This window comes from Pigmentiphaga sp. YJ18 (genome assembly GCF_038066655.1).
Taxonomy (GTDB): domain Bacteria; phylum Pseudomonadota; class Gammaproteobacteria; order Burkholderiales; family Burkholderiaceae_B; genus Pigmentiphaga.
This window is the reverse complement of record NZ_JBBUKU010000001.1, coordinates 2,515,692-2,531,910: the sequence shown is the minus strand read 5'-3', so window position 1 is coordinate 2,531,910 and position 16,219 is coordinate 2,515,692. Positions and strand designations below refer to the sequence as shown.

The 16,219-nt window shown below is 69.6% G+C and carries 12 protein-coding genes; 8 read left to right on the top strand and 4 right to left on the bottom strand.

Annotation, left to right across the window (positions count from 1 at the left end; translation table 11 throughout):
- Position 1: 1 nt before the first annotated feature.
- Genes WKR98_RS12155 through WKR98_RS12145 form a run of 3 tightly spaced genes read right to left on the bottom strand, consistent with a single transcriptional unit; the run spans position 2 to position 2,526 of the window.
- Positions 2–742 carry an ABC transporter ATP-binding protein gene (locus tag WKR98_RS12155; RefSeq protein ID WP_341433284.1) on the bottom strand — a complete coding sequence of 247 codons (741 nt, stop codon included), beginning with the start codon at positions 740–742 and terminating at the stop codon, positions 2–4.
- Positions 730–1,497, bottom strand: coding sequence for an ABC transporter permease (locus WKR98_RS12150; protein ID WP_192901800.1), 768 nt, complete (start codon positions 1,495–1,497; stop codon positions 730–732). Before WKR98_RS12150 ends, WKR98_RS12155 begins: the two co-directional genes overlap by 13 nt.
- A 15-nt stretch (positions 1,498–1,512) precedes the next feature.
- On the bottom strand, positions 1,513–2,526 hold the full coding sequence (locus tag WKR98_RS12145; protein ID WP_341433281.1) for an ABC transporter substrate-binding protein: 1,014 nt from the start codon (positions 2,524–2,526) through the stop codon (positions 1,513–1,515).
- Between the two features lie 450 nt (positions 2,527–2,976).
- Here WKR98_RS12145 and WKR98_RS12140 point away from each other — a divergent pair, with 450 nt between their 5' ends.
- From WKR98_RS12140 to WKR98_RS12125, 4 genes are read left to right on the top strand one after another with little or no spacing between them, the layout of a single operon-like run.
- Positions 2,977–6,513, top strand: coding sequence for an indolepyruvate ferredoxin oxidoreductase family protein (locus WKR98_RS12140; protein WP_341433279.1), 3,537 nt, complete (start codon positions 2,977–2,979; stop codon positions 6,511–6,513).
- A 41-nt stretch (positions 6,514–6,554) separates the two neighbouring features.
- Entirely contained in the window at positions 6,555–7,730 is a 1,176-nt protein-coding gene (locus tag WKR98_RS12135; RefSeq protein ID WP_341433277.1) for an isovaleryl-CoA dehydrogenase, read from the top strand.
- Between the two features lie 23 nt (positions 7,731–7,753).
- Entirely contained in the window at positions 7,754–9,355 is a 1,602-nt protein-coding gene (locus WKR98_RS12130) for a carboxyl transferase domain-containing protein (RefSeq protein ID WP_341433275.1), read from the top strand.
- Between the two features lie 22 nt (positions 9,356–9,377).
- Complete coding sequence (locus WKR98_RS12125; protein ID WP_341433273.1) at positions 9,378–11,342, top strand: acetyl/propionyl/methylcrotonyl-CoA carboxylase subunit alpha; 1,965 nt, start codon at positions 9,378–9,380, stop codon at positions 11,340–11,342.
- Positions 11,343–11,355: 13 nt separating this feature from the next.
- On the opposite strand, the gene nhaA is transcribed toward WKR98_RS12125, so the two are convergent.
- Positions 11,356–12,729 (bottom strand): Na+/H+ antiporter NhaA, encoded by a 1,374-nt coding sequence (gene nhaA / locus WKR98_RS12120; protein WP_124688327.1) that lies wholly within the window; start codon positions 12,727–12,729, stop codon positions 11,356–11,358.
- A gap of 129 nt (positions 12,730–12,858) precedes the next feature.
- Between nhaA and WKR98_RS12115 the strand changes: the two genes are divergently transcribed.
- The 4 genes from WKR98_RS12115 (at position 12,859) to wrbA (ending at position 16,208) form a co-directional block, all read left to right on the top strand.
- On the top strand, positions 12,859–13,863 hold the full coding sequence (locus tag WKR98_RS12115; RefSeq protein WP_341433271.1) for a zinc-dependent alcohol dehydrogenase family protein: 1,005 nt from the start codon (positions 12,859–12,861) through the stop codon (positions 13,861–13,863).
- A gap of 16 nt (positions 13,864–13,879) precedes the next feature.
- Positions 13,880–14,590: a glutathione S-transferase gene (locus WKR98_RS12110; RefSeq protein ID WP_124688325.1), complete on the top strand. Its 711-nt coding sequence runs from the start codon at positions 13,880–13,882 to the stop codon at positions 14,588–14,590.
- 76 nt (positions 14,591–14,666) lie between these two features.
- Positions 14,667–15,509 carry a peptidoglycan DD-metalloendopeptidase family protein gene (locus tag WKR98_RS12105; RefSeq protein ID WP_202865624.1) on the top strand — a complete coding sequence of 281 codons (843 nt, stop codon included), beginning with the start codon at positions 14,667–14,669 and terminating at the stop codon, positions 15,507–15,509.
- 99 nt (positions 15,510–15,608) lie between these two features.
- On the top strand, positions 15,609–16,208 hold the full coding sequence (wrbA, locus tag WKR98_RS12100) for an NAD(P)H:quinone oxidoreductase (RefSeq protein ID WP_124688324.1): 600 nt from the start codon (positions 15,609–15,611) through the stop codon (positions 16,206–16,208).
- The last annotated feature ends 11 nt before the right edge of the window (positions 16,209–16,219 follow it).

Below are 16,219 nucleotides of genomic sequence, written 5' to 3'. Positions count from 1 at the left end.
ATCAGTCCACCCCCAGTTGCGTCGACAGGTGCGTCACATAGCGGCCGAAGTCGGCATGGCCGCGATCGCGCGGCCTCGGCAGGTCGATCACCAGGTTCTCGGCCACGTTCGCGGGCCGACCGCCCAGCACCACGACACGGTCGGCCAGGAACACCGCCTCGTCGATGTCGTGGGTGACGAACATGATCGCCGCGTGCGTGGCCTGCCAGATCCGCATCAGCTCGGCCTGCAAATGGCGGCGCGTCAATGCGTCCACCGCGCTGAAGGGCTCGTCCATCAACAGGATGTCAGGCTTGACCGCCAGCGCGCGCGCAATGCCGACGCGCTGCGCCTGGCCGCCGGACAACTGGTGCGGCCAACGGTCGGCGAACTCGGCCAGCCCCGTCATCCTCAGCGCCTCGTCCACCCGGCCGCGCTTCTCGCCGGCATCGATGTCCAGGGTCTCCAGGCCGTAGGCCATGTTGCCGGCCACGGTGCGCCAGGGCAGCAGCCGGCCGTCCTGGAACACCACGGCCCGCCGGCGGCGGCCCGCGCGCTGCGGCAGGCGGAAATGCATCTGCCCCGCCGATGGCACGATCAGGCCGGCGGCGGTGCGCAGCAGCGTGGACTTGCCCACGCCCGAACCGCCGACCACGGCCAGGAACTCGCCCTTCGCGATGTCCAGGGACAGGTCCTGGATGACCGGGCCCGGCGCGCCCGGATGGGTGTATGAAAAACGATCGAATTCGATTACGGCCGCCACGACAGCACCTTTTTCTCCAGCCACGCGTAACCCAGGTCGCAGATGGCGTAGACCAGCGATATGGCCAGCATGTAGACGACGACCGCCTCGTAGGCGCCCACGCCGGCTGCGGCATTCATTTCCTGCCCCATGCCGGGCACGCCCAGCAGTTCGGCCGCGATCAGCGTCATCCACGCCTGGCCGATGCCGGTGCGCACGCCCGCCAGCGTGCCGGGCGCGATGGCCGGCAGCGTGATGCTGACGGCGCGCCGCCAGTAGCTGCCCTGCCCGAAGCTGCGCGCCAGCTCATAGAAGCGGGGATCGATGTTGCGGACCGCGCTATAGGTGGCGAAATAGTTCACCCAGAACACGCCGATGGCGATCACGAAGGCCGCCCCGGCATGGCTGACCTTGAACCAGGCGATGGCGAACACCACCCAGGCCAGCGGCGGAATGGGCCGCAGCACGCGGGCCAGGTAGGCCTGGAACAGATCGAAGCGCCGTATCGTGGCGGCGGCCAGGCCGACGGCGATGCCGAACGCGGTACCCAGCGCCAGGCCCCAGAAGTAATGAATGAGGCTGGAGCCGACGGCGGGCAGCAAACGGCCCGAGGTCCACTCCTGCGCCAGCGCGTCGGGCAGCGCGAACGGATCGGGCAGCGTGCCGGGATTGACCCAGCGGAACACGCCCGCCGCCTTCCACAGCAGCACGAAGACGACGATGCCCGCCACGCCATAGGCCGCGCGCACCGGCCATCCGGGATTCTTGACCATCATGGACGACGCGCGGGTCTATCGCTTGCCGGCGACGGCGTCATAGAAACGCGTGTCGAACAACTTCGTCACGTCCACGGCCGGACCTTCCAGCGTGCCGGTCTCGGACTGGAACTTCTGCAACACCAGCGTGGCCGGCACGATGGTGTTGGGGTTGGCCTCGAACTGGCCCTTGGAATTGCGGATCGACTTCTCGATCAGGTCCACCGGCAGGCGGCCGCCGCCCACGTATTTCTGCACCAGCGGCGCGGCCTTGGCCGGATCGGTATCCAACAGCCGGGTCGCCGCGACATGGGCGGCCACCAGCGACTTCACCAGTTCGGGCTTCTCGTTGATCAGCTTCTCGCGCACCAGCAGCACCGCGCCGGGCTGGCGCGGGAACAGGTCGGAACCGCGCGCGACGACGCGGGCCTTGGGCGCACGCGTCAGGACCGTGGTCACGGTGGGTTCGAGGATCACGGCGCCGTCCACCGCGCCGGTCAGCAGGGTCTGCTGCATCTGCGCCTCGCCCTGGTAGATCAGCTTGAAGGACGCGGGATCGACCTTGATGCGATTGCGCAGCCAGTATTGCAAGGCGGCTTCGGGCACCGCGCCCCGGGGATAGCTGGCGATGACGGGCTGGCGGCCCTTGTCCTTGGCGAAGCGGGAGAAGGCCGTGGCCGGATCGCCCGAGGCGAAATAGGGCGCGAGGTCGCCCATGGCGACGAAGCTGACCTGCTCGACGATGTTGGAGGCGACGACCTTGATGTCGGCGCCCTTGCCGCGCGCCACCAGGGCCGGGCCGATGCCGACGTAGGCGATGTCGAGCTGCCCCGCCAGCAGGGCCTGCACCAGCGCGGGCCCGCTCTGGAACTGGACCAGCTTGGGCGGACCGCCCTCGGCCGGCAGCGCCCCCTGCTCGCGCGCGATGAACAACTGCGCGTCGGGCAGGATGGGCAGATAGCCGATCTCCAGCGGCGCGGCGGCTGCCGTATGGAGAGAGGCCGAGGCGAGGCCGAGCGCAAGCGCGGCGGATGCGAAGAAACGTTTCATGGTGTTCAGAACCTCGAGTGATATCGAGCAGGTTCTATATATTGTATTTAAATGTTTTTGCATCACTTAACAACTAAAAGAAATAAGCTTAAGCCCCTGCCGGCGTGGTATGTTGTGCTCATCACGCACCTTCTACATGCGGTCCCGCACCGCACAGGAGGAGGAAAGCCGGCCCGCTCCACCAGGCCGCGCCGACCGAAGGTATGAACGCGAAGGCTCGCACAGCGCATGCTCCTGCAGGCCCGCCCACCCGGGCCGCGCGACCATGTTTCGGGTCGCGCCGCCTCGCTGGTTCCTCCCCCCGTCCACCGCTTACCCCCTTCGCTGTTTCCCGGCCCGTCCATCCGACCGGGCCTTCAAGGCGCCATGCGGACGCCATCCGCCGCCCCGCGCGGCCGGCCGGCTCCGCGCTACCCCCTTGCGCGCCCAACCCTGGACTGCGAGTGCATCATGAGCGCACAACCCGTCGAGACCGTCCTGACCCTGGACGACAAATACACACGGCCGCGCGGCCGCGTCTACATGACCGGCACGCAGGCGCTGGTGCGCCTGATGCTGGCGCAGAAGCAGCGCGATGAAGCTGCCGGACTGAACACTGCGGGCTTCGTCTCGGGCTACCGGGGATCGCCACTCGGATCGGTGGACCTGGAGATGTGGAAGGCCGCCCGGCACCTGGAGGCCCACCGCATCAAGTTCGTGCCGGGACTGAACGAGGAACTGGCGGCCACCGCGGTCTGGGGTACGCAGATGGTCAGCCTGGACGCCCGCGCCACCACCGACGGCGTGTATGCGCTGTGGTACGGCAAGGGCCCCGGCGTGGACCGCTGCGGCGACGTCTTCAAGCACGGCAACATCGCCGGTTGTTCACGCCATGGCGGCGTGGTGCTGGTGGCCGGCGACGACCACGCCTGCAAGTCGTCCACCCTGCCCCACCAGAGCGAACACGCGTTCATCGCGGCCATGATCCCGGTCCTGAACCCGGCCGGCGTGCGCGAGCTGATCGAGTTCGGCCTGCACGGCTATGCGATGTCGCGCTATTCCGGATGCTGGGTGGGCCTGAAAGTCGTCAGCGACACGGTGGAGTCGTCCACCTCCATGGACATCGATCCCATGGCGGTGAACATCCGCGTGCCCGATACCTATCCCATTCCGGAAGGCGGCTTCCATATCCGCTGGCCGGACCCGCCGCTGGAGCAGGAAAACCGCCTGCAGCGCGAACGCCTGTACGCGCTGCTGGAATACGTGCGGCAGAACGGCCTGAACCGGCAGGACTGGCACGTGCCGCGTGCCAGGCTGGGCATCGTCACCACCGGCAAGAGCTACCTGGACGTGCGCGAGGCCCTGGCCATGATGGGCGTCGACGAGACGGCCGCCCGCGCCATGGGGCTGCGGCTGCTGAAAATAGGCGTGTCCTGGCCGCTGGAACCCGAGTGCATCTGCGAATTCGCCGAAGGCCTGGACGAGATCCTGGTGGTCGAGGAAAAACGCCAGATCATCGAATACCAGATCAAGGAACATCTCTACAACGCATCCATTTCCGCGCGGCCGCGCGTGGTCGGCAAGTACGACGAGACCGGCGAATGGGTGCACGTGCCGCACGACGGCATCCTCTTGTCGCCCAATGGCGAGCTGACGCCGGCCGCCATCGCCGGCGTGATCGCCTCGCGCATCGCCAAGGTGATCGGTAGCGACGCCCTGGACGCGCGCGCCTTGCCCTACCTTGCCGCGCGCAAGCCGCCCGAGGGCTACACCCGCGCGGCGCCCGGCGCCCCGCAACGCCTGCCCTACTTCTGTTCGGGCTGCCCCCACAACACGTCCACCAAGGTGCCCGAGGGCTCGCGCGCGGTGGCCGGCATAGGCTGCCACTACATGGCACAGTGGATGAACCGCCATACCGAGACCTTCACGCAGATGGGCGGCGAAGGCGCGACCTGGATAGGCCAGGCCTTCTTCACCGACACGCCCCACATCTTCGCCAACCTCGGCGACGGCACCTATACGCACTCCGGATCCCTGGCCATCCGCGCCGCCCTGGCGGCGGGCGTGAACATCACCTACAAGATCCTCGTCAACGACGCGGTCGCCATGACCGGTGGGCAGCCGGTCGAGGGCGCGCCCACGGTGCCGCAGATCCTGCAGCAGATGGTGGCCGAGGGCGTGCCCCACATCCACCTCGTGAGCGACGAGCCCGATGCGCTGCGCGAGCTTCCCGGGCTGCCTGCGGGCATAGCCATCAGCCACCGCGACCGCATGGACGACATCCAGCGCGAACTGCGCGAGCTACCCGGCGTGTCGGTCATCGTCTACGTGCAGACCTGCGCCGCCGAGAAACGCCGCCGCCGCAAACGCGGCAAGCTGGCCGATCCGGCCCGCCGCGTGCTCATCAACGAGGAAGTGTGCGAAGGATGCGGCGATTGCGGCGTGCAGTCGAACTGCGTGTCCATCCTGCCGCTGGAGACCCCGCTGGGCCGCAAGCGCACCATCGACCAGAGCTCGTGCAACAAGGACTTCTCGTGCGTGAAGGGGTTCTGCCCCAGCTTCGTCACGGTCGAGGGCGGCGCGCTGCGCAAGCCGGCGGCGCGGCAGGTGACGCCGCCACGGGATCTGCCGGCGCCGGCCCTGCCCGGCCTGGAGCAGGCCTGGAACATCGTCGTGACCGGCGTGGGCGGCACGGGCGTGGTCACCATAGGCGCGCTGATGGGCATCGCCGCCCATCTCGAAGGCAAGGGCGTCATCGTGCTGGACATGGCCGGACTGGCGCAGAAAGGCGGCGCGGTGATGTCGCACGTGCGGCTGGCCGCCACCCCCGCCGCCCTGCACGCCACCCGGGTTCCTTCCAGCCAGGCCGACGTCGTGCTGGGCTGCGACCTGATGGTCGCCTGCGGCCAGGATGCCATCGACATGATGGCGACGACGCGCACCCGCGCGGCGCTGAACCTGGACGTGTCGCCCACCGGTGCCTTCACCCAGGACCCCGACTGGCATGCCTCGCCCGAGGCCATGCTGCAACGCGTGCGCGAGGCGGCCTGGCAGACCGAGGCGGTGGACGCCACCGAGATCGCCACCGGCCTCCTGGGCGACGCGATCGCCACCAATGTCTTCATGCTGGGCTACGCGTGGCAGAAAGGCTGGATCCCCTTGCGCGAGGACTCGCTGATGCGGGCGATCGAACTGAACGCCGCGGCCGTGGAAATGAACAAGGCCGCGTTCGCCTGGGGCCGGCTGGCCGCGCTGGACCTGCCGGCGGCCAGCGTCGCCGCCGGGCTCAAGCGGCCCGGCACCGTGGTGATGATGCCGCCGCGCCCGTACTCGCTGGATGCGCTGCTGGCCGACCGCACGCAGCGGCTCGCCCGCTACCAGAACGCCGCCTATGCGGCCCGCTACGAGACCTTCGTGCGCGAGATCGCCGCCCTGGAAGAGGAACGGGTCGCCGGCAACCGGCTGGCGCGCACGGTCGCGGCCAGCCTCTACAAGCTCATGGCCTACAAGGACGAATACGAGGTTGCCCGGCTGTTCGTCGAGACCGGCTTCGCCGAGCGCGTCGCGCGCCAGTTCGAAGGCGACTACCGCCTGCGCTTCCACCTGGCGCCGCCGCTGTTCGCGCGCCGCGACGCGCACGGCCACCTGGTGAAGCAGGCCTATGGCCCATGGATGCTGACCGCCTACAAATGGCTGGCACGGGCGCGCGGGCTGCGCGGCACACCGTTCGATCCGTTCGGCTACCTGGCCGAGCGGCGCGCCGAACGCGCGGCGATCGGCGGCTACGAGGCGTTGATGCGCCGGATCGTCGCCACGCTTACCCCCGAACGCCTGCCCCTGGCGCTGGAACTGGCCAGGCTGCCCCAGGAAGTGCGCGGCTTCGGACACGTCAAGGAGGAAAACGCACGCCTCGCCCGCATCAAGCAGGAGCGCCTGCTGGCGCAGTACGCCGAGTCCCCTGGCTCGGCCTCGCCGCAGGACCGCCAGGCCCCTCACGCCGTGGCCTGACGTCTTTCTTTCCGCAGCAAGACAAGAATCGGAGAACCTCCATGATCCCGCTGCCTTCCCTGGATTTCGGCGTGAACGACACCATCGAGATGCTGCGCGAGGTCGTCCGCAGCTTCGCCGCCAACGAGATCGAGCCGCGCGCCGCGGCCATCGACAAGAACAACACCTTCCCCCGCGACCTGTGGAAGAAAATGGGCGATCTCGGGCTGCACGGCATGACGGTGGGCGACGACTACGGCGGCATCGCGCTGGGCTATCTCGCGCACGTGGTGACCATGGAAGAGCTGTCGCGGGCGTCGGCGGCGGTGGGCCTGTCCTACGGAGCCCATTCCAACCTGTGCATCAACCAGTTGCACCGGCACGGCACGCCCGGGCAGAAGGCACGCCACCTGCCGCCGCTGGTTGCCGGGGATCACGTGGGTGCGCTGGCGATGAGCGAGACCACATCCGGCTCGGACGTGGTGTCCATGCGGCTGCGGGCCACGCGCAAGGACGGGCGCTTCGTGCTGAACGGCTCGAAGATGTGGATCACCAACGGCGGCGACGCCGACACCCTGATCGTGTACGCCAAGACCGATCCCGACGCCGGGCCGCGCGGCATCACCGCCTTCATCGTCGAGAAAGGCTTCCCCGGACTGGCCTTCGGTGAAAAGCTCGACAAGCTCGGCATGCGCGGCTCCAACACCTATCCCTTGTTCTTCGACGATTGCGAGGTCCCGGAAGACAACGTGCTGGGCGGCCTCGGCAACGGCGTGGGCGTGCTGATGAGCGGCCTGGACTACGAGCGCGCGGTGCTCGCCGGCGGGCCGCTGGGCATCATGGCGGCCTGCATGGACGTCGTGCTGCCCTACGTGCACGAACGCAAGCAGTTCGGACAGAGCGTGGGCGAGTTCCAGCTGATGCAGGGGAAACTGGCCGACATGTACACCACCTGGCAGGCCTGCCGGGCGTACGTCTACGCGGTGGCACGCAGCTGCGACAAACCCGGCCACGACCGCTCGCTGCGCAAGGATGCCGCGGGCGCCATCCTGTACGCCGCCGAGAAGGCCACCTGGATGGCCGGGGAAGCCATCCAGGCGCTGGGGGGCAACGGCTACGTCAACGACTATCCGACGGGTCGCCTGTGGCGCGACGCCAAGCTGTACGAGATCGGCGCGGGCACCAGCGAGATCCGGCGCATGCTGATAGGCAGGGAACTCTTCTCCGAAACCCGCTGACCCCTTCGCCCAGGAGCCAGGCCATGCATGCCCACACCAGCCGGCTGGACACCCGTTCCCCGGAATTCCAGGCCAATGCCGATGCCATGCGCCGCCTCGTGGCGGACCTGCGCGCGCGGGCCGCGCAGGCCGCGCAAGGCGGCGGGGACACCGCCCGCGCCCGCCATGCGGCGCGCGGCAAGCTGCTGCCGCGCGAGCGCATCCGCCTGCTGCTGGATCCCGGCTCGGCCTTCCTGGAAATCGGCCAGTTGGCGGCGTTGGGCCTGTACGGCGACGAGGCCCCCTGCGCCGGACTGATCGCGGGCGTCGGCCGCATCCACGGCGTGGCCTGCATGGTCGTGGCCAACGACGCCACGGTCAAGGGCGGCACCTATTACCCCATGACCGTGAAGAAGCACCTGCGGGCCCAGGAGATCGCCCAGGCGAACCATCTGCCCTGCCTCTATCTGGTGGATTCCGGCGGCGCCTACCTGCCGCTGCAGGACGAGGTCTTTCCCGACCGCGAGCACTTCGGCCGCATCTTCTACAACCAGGCCAACATGTCGGCCCAGGGCATCGCGCAGATTTCCGTGGTGATGGGATCCTGCACCGCCGGCGGCGCCTACGTGCCCGCCATGAGCGACGAAACCGTGATCGTGCGGGGCCAGGGCACCATCTTCCTGGGCGGCCCGCCGCTGGTGCAGGCCGCGACCGGGGAAATCGTCAGCGCCGAGGACCTGGGCGGCGGCGACGTGCACACCCGCGTCTCCGGCGTGGCCGACCACCTGGCCGAGAACGACGCCCATGCGCTGCACCTGGCGCGCCGCATCGTCGGCAACCTGAACTGCCCCGCCGCGCCCGCGCTGGCCGACGGCGACGAACCCGTGCACGACCCCGAGGAACTGTACGGCATCGTGCCGCAGGACGTGCGCAAGCCCTACGACGTGCGCGAGATCGTCGCCCGGCTGGTGGACGGATCGCGCTACGACGAGTTCAAGGCGCGCTATGGCCCCACCCTGTTCACCGGCTTCGCGCGCCTGTACGGCATGCCGGTGGGCATCGTCGCGAACAACGGCATCCTGTTCTCGGAATCGGCGCAGAAAGGCGCGCACTTCATCGAGCTGTGCGCCCAGCGTTCGATCCCGCTGATCTTCCTGCAGAACATCAGCGGCTTCATGGTGGGACGCAAGTACGAGAACGGCGGCATCGCCAAGGACGGCGCCAAGATGGTGACCGCGGTCGCCACCGCCCGGGTGCCCAAGCTGACCGTCATCATCGGCGGCAGCTTCGGCGCGGGCAACTACGGCATGTGCGGGCGCGCCTACGGCCCCCGCTTCCTGTGGATGTGGCCCAACGCCCGCATCGGCGTCATGGGCGGCGAACAGGCCGCCGCTGTCCTGGCCACGGTGCGGCGCGACACCCTGCAGTCGCGCGGCGAACCCTGGAGCGAGGAAGTGGAGGAAGCCTTCAAGGCGTCCATCCGCCAACAGTACGAGACCCAGGGCCACCCTTATTACGCCACGGCCAGGCTGTGGGACGACGGCATCATCGATCCGGCGCAGACGCGGCGCGTGCTGGGCCTGTCGCTGGCGACGGCGCTGAACGCCCCCGTGGAGCCGACCCGCTTCGGCCTGTTCCGGATGTAGCGCCCCTGAAGGAAAGCCCATCGTGTTCGACAAGATCCTGATCGCCAATCGCGGAGAAATCGCCTGCCGCATCATGGCCACGGCCCGGCGGATGGGCGTGGCGACCGTGGCGGTGTATTCGGACGCCGATGCCGGCGCGCGGCATGTCCGGCAGGCCGACGCGGCCCGGCGCATCGGCCCCGCCCCGGCGCGGGACTCCTACCTGCGCGCGGATGCACTGGTCGAGGCCGCCCTGGCCAGCGGCGCGCAGGCGGTCCATCCGGGCTACGGCTTCCTGTCCGAGAACGCGGCCTTTGCCGAGGCCTGCGAACGCGTGGGCCTGGTCTTCATCGGGCCACCACCCGGCGCGATCCGCGCGATGGGTTCCAAGTCCGCCGCCAAGGCCCTGATGGAAAGCGCGGGCGTGCCGCTTACTCCGGGCTATCACGGCGACGACCAGGATCCCGCGCTGCTGGCCCGCGAAGCGGCCCGCATCGGCTATCCGGTGCTGATCAAGGCCAGCGCGGGCGGCGGCGGCAAGGGCATGCGCCGCGTGGACCGCGCCGAGGACTTCGATGCGGCGCTGGCCGCCTGCAAGCGCGAAGCCGCGGGAGCCTTCGGCGACGATCGCATGCTGGTCGAACGCTACGTCCTGCGTCCGCGCCACATCGAGATCCAGGTCTTCGGCGACAGCCACGGCAACATGATCCATCTGTTCGAGCGCGACTGCTCGGTCCAGCGCCGCCACCAGAAGGTGCTGGAAGAAGCGCCGGCGCCCGGCATGACCGCCGCGCGGCGCGAGGCCATGGGCCGGGCCGCCATCGGTGCCGCGCGCGCCGTGGGCTACGTGGGCGCGGGCACGGTGGAGTTCATCGTCGACCCGGACGGCGGCTTCTATTTCATGGAGATGAACACGCGGCTGCAGGTCGAGCATCCGGTCACCGAAATGATCACCGGACTCGACCTGGTCGAATGGCAGTTGCACGTGGCGAGCGGCGAACCGCTGCCGCTGGACCGCCGGCCGCCGGCCCCGTCCGGCCATGCGCTGGAGGCCCGCCTGTACGCCGAGGATCCCGCGCAGGGCTTCCTGCCCGCGGCAGGCCGGCTGCAACGCTTCGTGCCGCCTGCCGCCGCTCCCTGGCTGCGCCTGGACGCGGGCGTCGACGAGGGCGACACCATCACGCCCCACTACGATCCCATGATCGCCAAGCTCGTCGTCCACGGCTCCGACCGGAGCGAAGCCCTGGCCCGCATGCGGCAGGCCCTGTCCGCCTGCCGCATCGTGGGCCTGCCCACCAACCTCGCCTTCCTGTCGCGGCTGGTCGCCTCCCCCTCGTTCGACCGGGCGGACCTCGACACCGGCCTGATCGAACGCGAGCACGACAACCTGTTCGCGCCTGACACCGCGCCGCCGCGCGAGGCATGGCTGCTGGCCGCGCTGGCGGAGATGCGGCATGTCGCCGCAACGGGGCCGGCCGGTTCGCCATGGCGCGCGGACGGCTGGCGCCTGAACGCGGACGCCGCCACGGTGTTCCTGTTCGCGTGTGGCGACCATCGCCGCGAGGTCGCGGTCACGCCTGCGCCCCGGGGCATGACTGTCGTGCTGGACGGCTCGGCCGTATTCGTGGACCTGTGGGGCGAAGCTCCCCGGCTGGAAGCGGTGCTGCCCGATCGCACGCTGCGCGCGGACGTCTATCGGGACGGCGCCCGCCGCATCGTGTATGGCGAAGACGGAACCTGGACGCTTGTGCTGGTCGATCCGCTGCTGGCCTGGGAACGAGGCACGGACGCCGGTACCGGCCTGGCCGCGCCCATGCCGGGCCGGATCGCCGCCCATCTGGTCGCGCCCGGCGCGCGGGTGGCCGCCGGCGCGCCGCTGCTGGTGCTGGAGGCGATGAAGATGGAACACACCATCGGCGCCCCCGCCGACGGGCGGGTGAAGGCCTTCCGCTTCGCGGTCGGCGATACGGTGAACGACGGCGACGAACTGGTGGATTTCGAGACCTGACGCCCCGCCGGCCTCAAGAGGCGCCCGCCTCCCGCGCCGGCTCCGCCTTGCGCCGCTGCCTGGCCGCCAGCATCGCGCCCCACGCCAGCCCCGCCGTGGCCGCCACCGCCGATGCCGTCAGCACGCCCAGCTTCGCCGCTCCCAGCAGGTTCTCGTCGCCGAACGCCAGGTTGGCGATGAAGATGGACATGGTGAAGCCTATGCCCGCCAGCAATCCCACCAGCGCGACCCCGCTCCACGTGGCGCCGGGCGGCAGCCGGCACCATCCCAGCCGGACGGCGATCCAGCTGGCCGCGATCACGCCCAGCGGCTTGCCTATCACCAGCGCCGCCACCACGCCCAGCATGACGGCCTGCGACGAGGACGCCGACAGGTCGACGCCGTCCAGCGTGACGCCGGCATTGGCCAGGGCGAACAGCGGCATGACGACATAGGCCACCCACGGATGCAGGGCCATCTGCACGCGCGTCACGGGCGCCAGCAGTTCGCGCTGCGCCCATCGCAGCCGCCGCGCCTGCTCCGCCGTGCCGTCCGTGTCGGACGACCCCGCGCGCACCAGGAAATCCGCGGCACGGCGCACGATGTCCCGCGGATGCTCGTGGCGCGGCGCGGGCAGCACCGGCGTCATCAGGCCCAGCACGACGCCCGCCAGCGTGGGATGCGCGCCCGTCTGCAACAGGCCGATCCACAGCACCGCGCCTGGCAGCACGTAGGCGTAGGCGGTCCCCACCCCCATCCGCTGCAGGGCCAGCACCATCACGATGCCCACGGCGGCCACCAGCAAGCCGGAGTAGTCCAGTCCGCCGGAATAGAACATCGCGATGATCAGCACGGCGACGATGTCGTCGATGATCGCCAGGGCCAGCAGGAAGATGCGCACGCTGCCCGGAATGGACCGGCCCAGCAGCGCCAGCACGCCGACCGCGAACGCGATGTCGGTGGCGGTCGGCACGGCCCAGCCCTGGCTTTGCGGTGCCTGGCCGTTGAACGCCAGATAGATCAGCGCCGGCACCGCCACGCCGCCCAGCGCGGCCGCCAGCGGCAGCGCCGCCTGGGCCAGGCTGGCCAGCGCGCCTTCGTGGATCTCGCGCCGTATCTCCATCCCGACCACGAGAAAGAACACCGTCATCAGTGCGTCGTTGATCCAGAAATGCAGGGACTGCGAGACGACGTGGCTGCCCACGCCGAAGGTCAGCGGCGCATGCCACAGGGCGTGGTAGCCGGAAGCGTAGGGGGAATTGGCCCAGACCAGGGCGATGGCGGCGGCGGCCAGCAGCACGATGCCGCTGACGGCTTCGATGTGAAGGAATCTTTCCAGCGTGAGCAGGGCTCGGGCGGCAAGATCCTGGGCGCGCGGAACGGGCCGGCTAGGGGCGTTTCGGTTCATGGAATCATCCAAGGCAATCCTGCACCGGCGGCCCGACCGATGCCCAGAACCTGCTGCCGCATGTACAGCGGCAGCACCCGGCGTTATTTTATACGAACCCGCGCCGCACCCCGTCCAGGAGAACCCGTCATGAAAGCCGTTGCGCTCGGAGCCCCCGGCGGGCTCGACCATATCCAGCTGATCGACCTGCCCGATCCCGGCTCCCCCGCCGCCGGCGAGATCCGCGTGCGCCTGCACGCCAGTTCGCTGAACTACCACGACTACCTCGTCGCCCTGCGTACGGACGAGCGCCACTTCGGCCGCATCCCCATGGCGGACGGCGCCGGCGTGGTCGAGCAGGTGGGCCGGGGCGTCGAGGAGTTCGCCGAAGGCGACCACGTGGTCTCGACCTTCTTTCCCCACTGGCTGGACGGCGAGGCCCGGATCGGCAATTTCTCCACGGTTCCCGGCGACGGCGTGGACGGCTACGCGCGCGAGGCCATCGTCCGCCCGGCGACCTGGTTCACGCGCGCGCCGCGCCACCTCGACCATGCCGAATCGGCCACGCTGACCACGGCCGGGCTGACGGCCTGGCGCGCGCTGGTGGGCGACGACCGGCTCAAGGCGGGCGACACGGTGCTGGCGCTGGGCACGGGCGGCGTCTCGATTTTCGCGCTGCAACTGGCCAAGGCCATGGGCGCGTCCGTCATCATCACCTCGTCGTCGGACGAGAAGCTGGCGCGCGCCCGCGCCCTGGGCGCCGACCACGTCATCAACTATCGCAACGATCCACAGTGGGGCGACACGGTGCGCAAGCTGACCGGCGGCGGCGTGGATCACGTCATCGAGGTCGGCGGCCCGGGCACGCTGGCCCAGTCCATCAAGGCCGTGCGCGTGGCGGGGCACATCTCGCTGATCGGCGTGCTGACCGGCGGCAGCGGCGAAATCCCCACGGCGGCGCTGATGGCCAAGCAGGCGCGCCTGCAAGGCCTGATCGTGGGCAGCCGCCGGCAGCAGCAGGAAATGGTGCGCGCCCTGGAAGCCATTGAGCTGCACCCGGTGATCGATCGGCGCTTCCCCCTGGAGCGGATCGCCGACGCCTTCCACCACGAGGCGGCGCACGCCCATTTCGGCAAGATCTGCCTGGAGTTCTAGACACGAAGGAGTCCGCATGACCTACGAGTTCTGGTACTGGAACGGCATACCCGGACGCGGCGAGTTCGTCCGGCTGGCGCTGGAAGCCGGCGGCATCCCCTATCGGGAATGCGCGCGCGAACCCGGCGTGCAGGCCTCGGACCTGGTGGCCGACATGGCCGCCGACCGCGACAGCCCGCCCTTCGCGCCTCCCTATCTGGTGGCCGGCGACATGACGATCTCGCAAACGGCCAACATCCTCCTGTTCCTGGGCGAACGCCATGGCCTCGCGCCGGGCGACCTGGCGGGCCGGCTGTGGATCAACCAGATCCAGCTGACCATCGCCGACATGGTGGCCGAGGCCCACGACGTCCATCACCCCATCGCCTCCGGCCTCTACTACGACGAACAGAAGGCGGAAGCGCTGCGGCGCGCCGGCGACTTCCGCGGCCAGCGCATGCCGAAGTTCCTGGGCTACTTCGAACGCGTGCTGGCCCGCCGCGGCGACTGGGTCGGCGGCGGCGACCGCTGGACCTATGCCGACCTGTCGCTCTACCACCTGGTCGACGGCCTGCTTTACGCGTTCCCCCGGCGAATGGCGGCCTTGGCGCGCGCCCATCCCGGCGTGATGGCGCTGCACGCGCGCGTCGGCGGCCTGCCGGAACTCCAGGCCTATCTGACAAGCGGACGGCGCCTGCCCTGGGGCGACGGCATCTTCCGCCACTACCGGGAACTGGACGCCGACTAGCGGGCCCGTTTGCGGGGAAACGGTGGGAGCCTGTACGCTTGGGGCAATGCCTTTCCTCGTACCTCCCATGCCCGCCATGCTTGCCCGCCGCCTGCTGTGGGTGGTTGCCCTGTGCGCCGCCGCCCCTGTCCACGCCGAAAGCTTCATTACCCGCCTGCTGAACAAGCCCGTGCCGGGCGGCGTGGCGGTCGTCGCGCTGGGCGACGGTCCCGCCGCGCCGGTGGCGACCTATCTGGACCGCAGGACGATGGTGCTGCGCGACGACGGCGGACAATGGATCGCCGTCGTCGGCATTCCGCTCGGCACCAAGCCGGGCACGCAGCGGTTGGCGGTGCAGGAGGAAGGAGGAACGCGCACGCTGGATTTCCAGGTGGGAACCAAAACCTACGTCGCCCAGCACATCAAGCTCAAGAACAAGCGCCAGGTCAACCCGGACCCGGCCGACCTCGCGCGCATCGAGAAGGAAACCGCCGAGCAACTGGCCGCCTACCGCGCCTTCCGCCCGCAAGGCCCCAGCAACGTCATGCTGGACCGCCCCGTTGCCGGCGGCCGGCTGTCCAGCCCCTTCGGACTGCAGCGCTTCTTCAACGGCGAAGCCCGCAATCCCCATTCCGGCCTGGACTTCGCCGTGCCCGCCGGCACGCCGGTCAAGGCGCCCGCCGCGGGACGCGTGGTCCTGGTGGGCGACTATTTCTTCAACGGCAAGACCGTGTTCGTCGACCATGGCCAGGGCTTCATCAGCATGTTCTGCCACTTGTCCGAGGTCGGGGTGCGCGTGGGCCAGGACGTGGCGCGGAGCGAGGAAGTGGGACGGGTCGGATCGACCGGCCGCGCCACCGGCCCCCACCTGCACTGGAACGTCAGCCTGAACGACGCGCGGGTGGATCCGGCCATCTTCATCGGCGCCTTCAAGCCCTGAGGAAGGCGCAACACTTCATTACACATCTTCCGCTTGCACGCCGGGCGGGCGTATGGGATGAATACCTGGGTCGCCCACGCAGCGCTCCGAGGAGGTTCCATGAGCAAGGTCCTGGTTCTCTATTACTCGTCATACGGCCACATCGAGAAAATGGCCGAGGCCGTTGCCGAGGGCGCGCGCAGCGCGGGCGCCCAGGTGGACGTCAAGCGCGTGCCGGAAACCGTGCCGGCCGACGTCGCCAAGAATGCCCACTTCAAGCTGGACCAGGCCGCGCCGGTGGCCACGGTGGCCGAGCTGGAAAACTACGACGCCATCGTCATCGGCACCGGCACGCGCTACGGGCGCATGTCCTCGCAGATGGCCGCCTTCCTGGACCAGACCGGCGGCCTGTGGGCGCGCGGGGCGTTGAACGGGAAAGTGGGCGCGGCGTTCGCCTCCACCGCCACGCAGCATGGAGGCCAGGAGACGACGCTGTTCTCCATCATCACCAACCTGCTGCACTTCGGGATGGTGGTGGTGGGCCTGCCGTACAGCTACCAGGGCCAGATGACCCTGACCGAGATCGTCGGCGGCGCGCCCTATGGCGCGACCACCATCGCCGGGGGCGACGGCTCGCGCCAGCCCTCGGCGGCCGATCTGGCGGGCGCGCGCTTCCAGGGGGAACTGGTGGCCCGTACTGCCAACAAGCTGTTCGGCTGACCGCTCGTGAA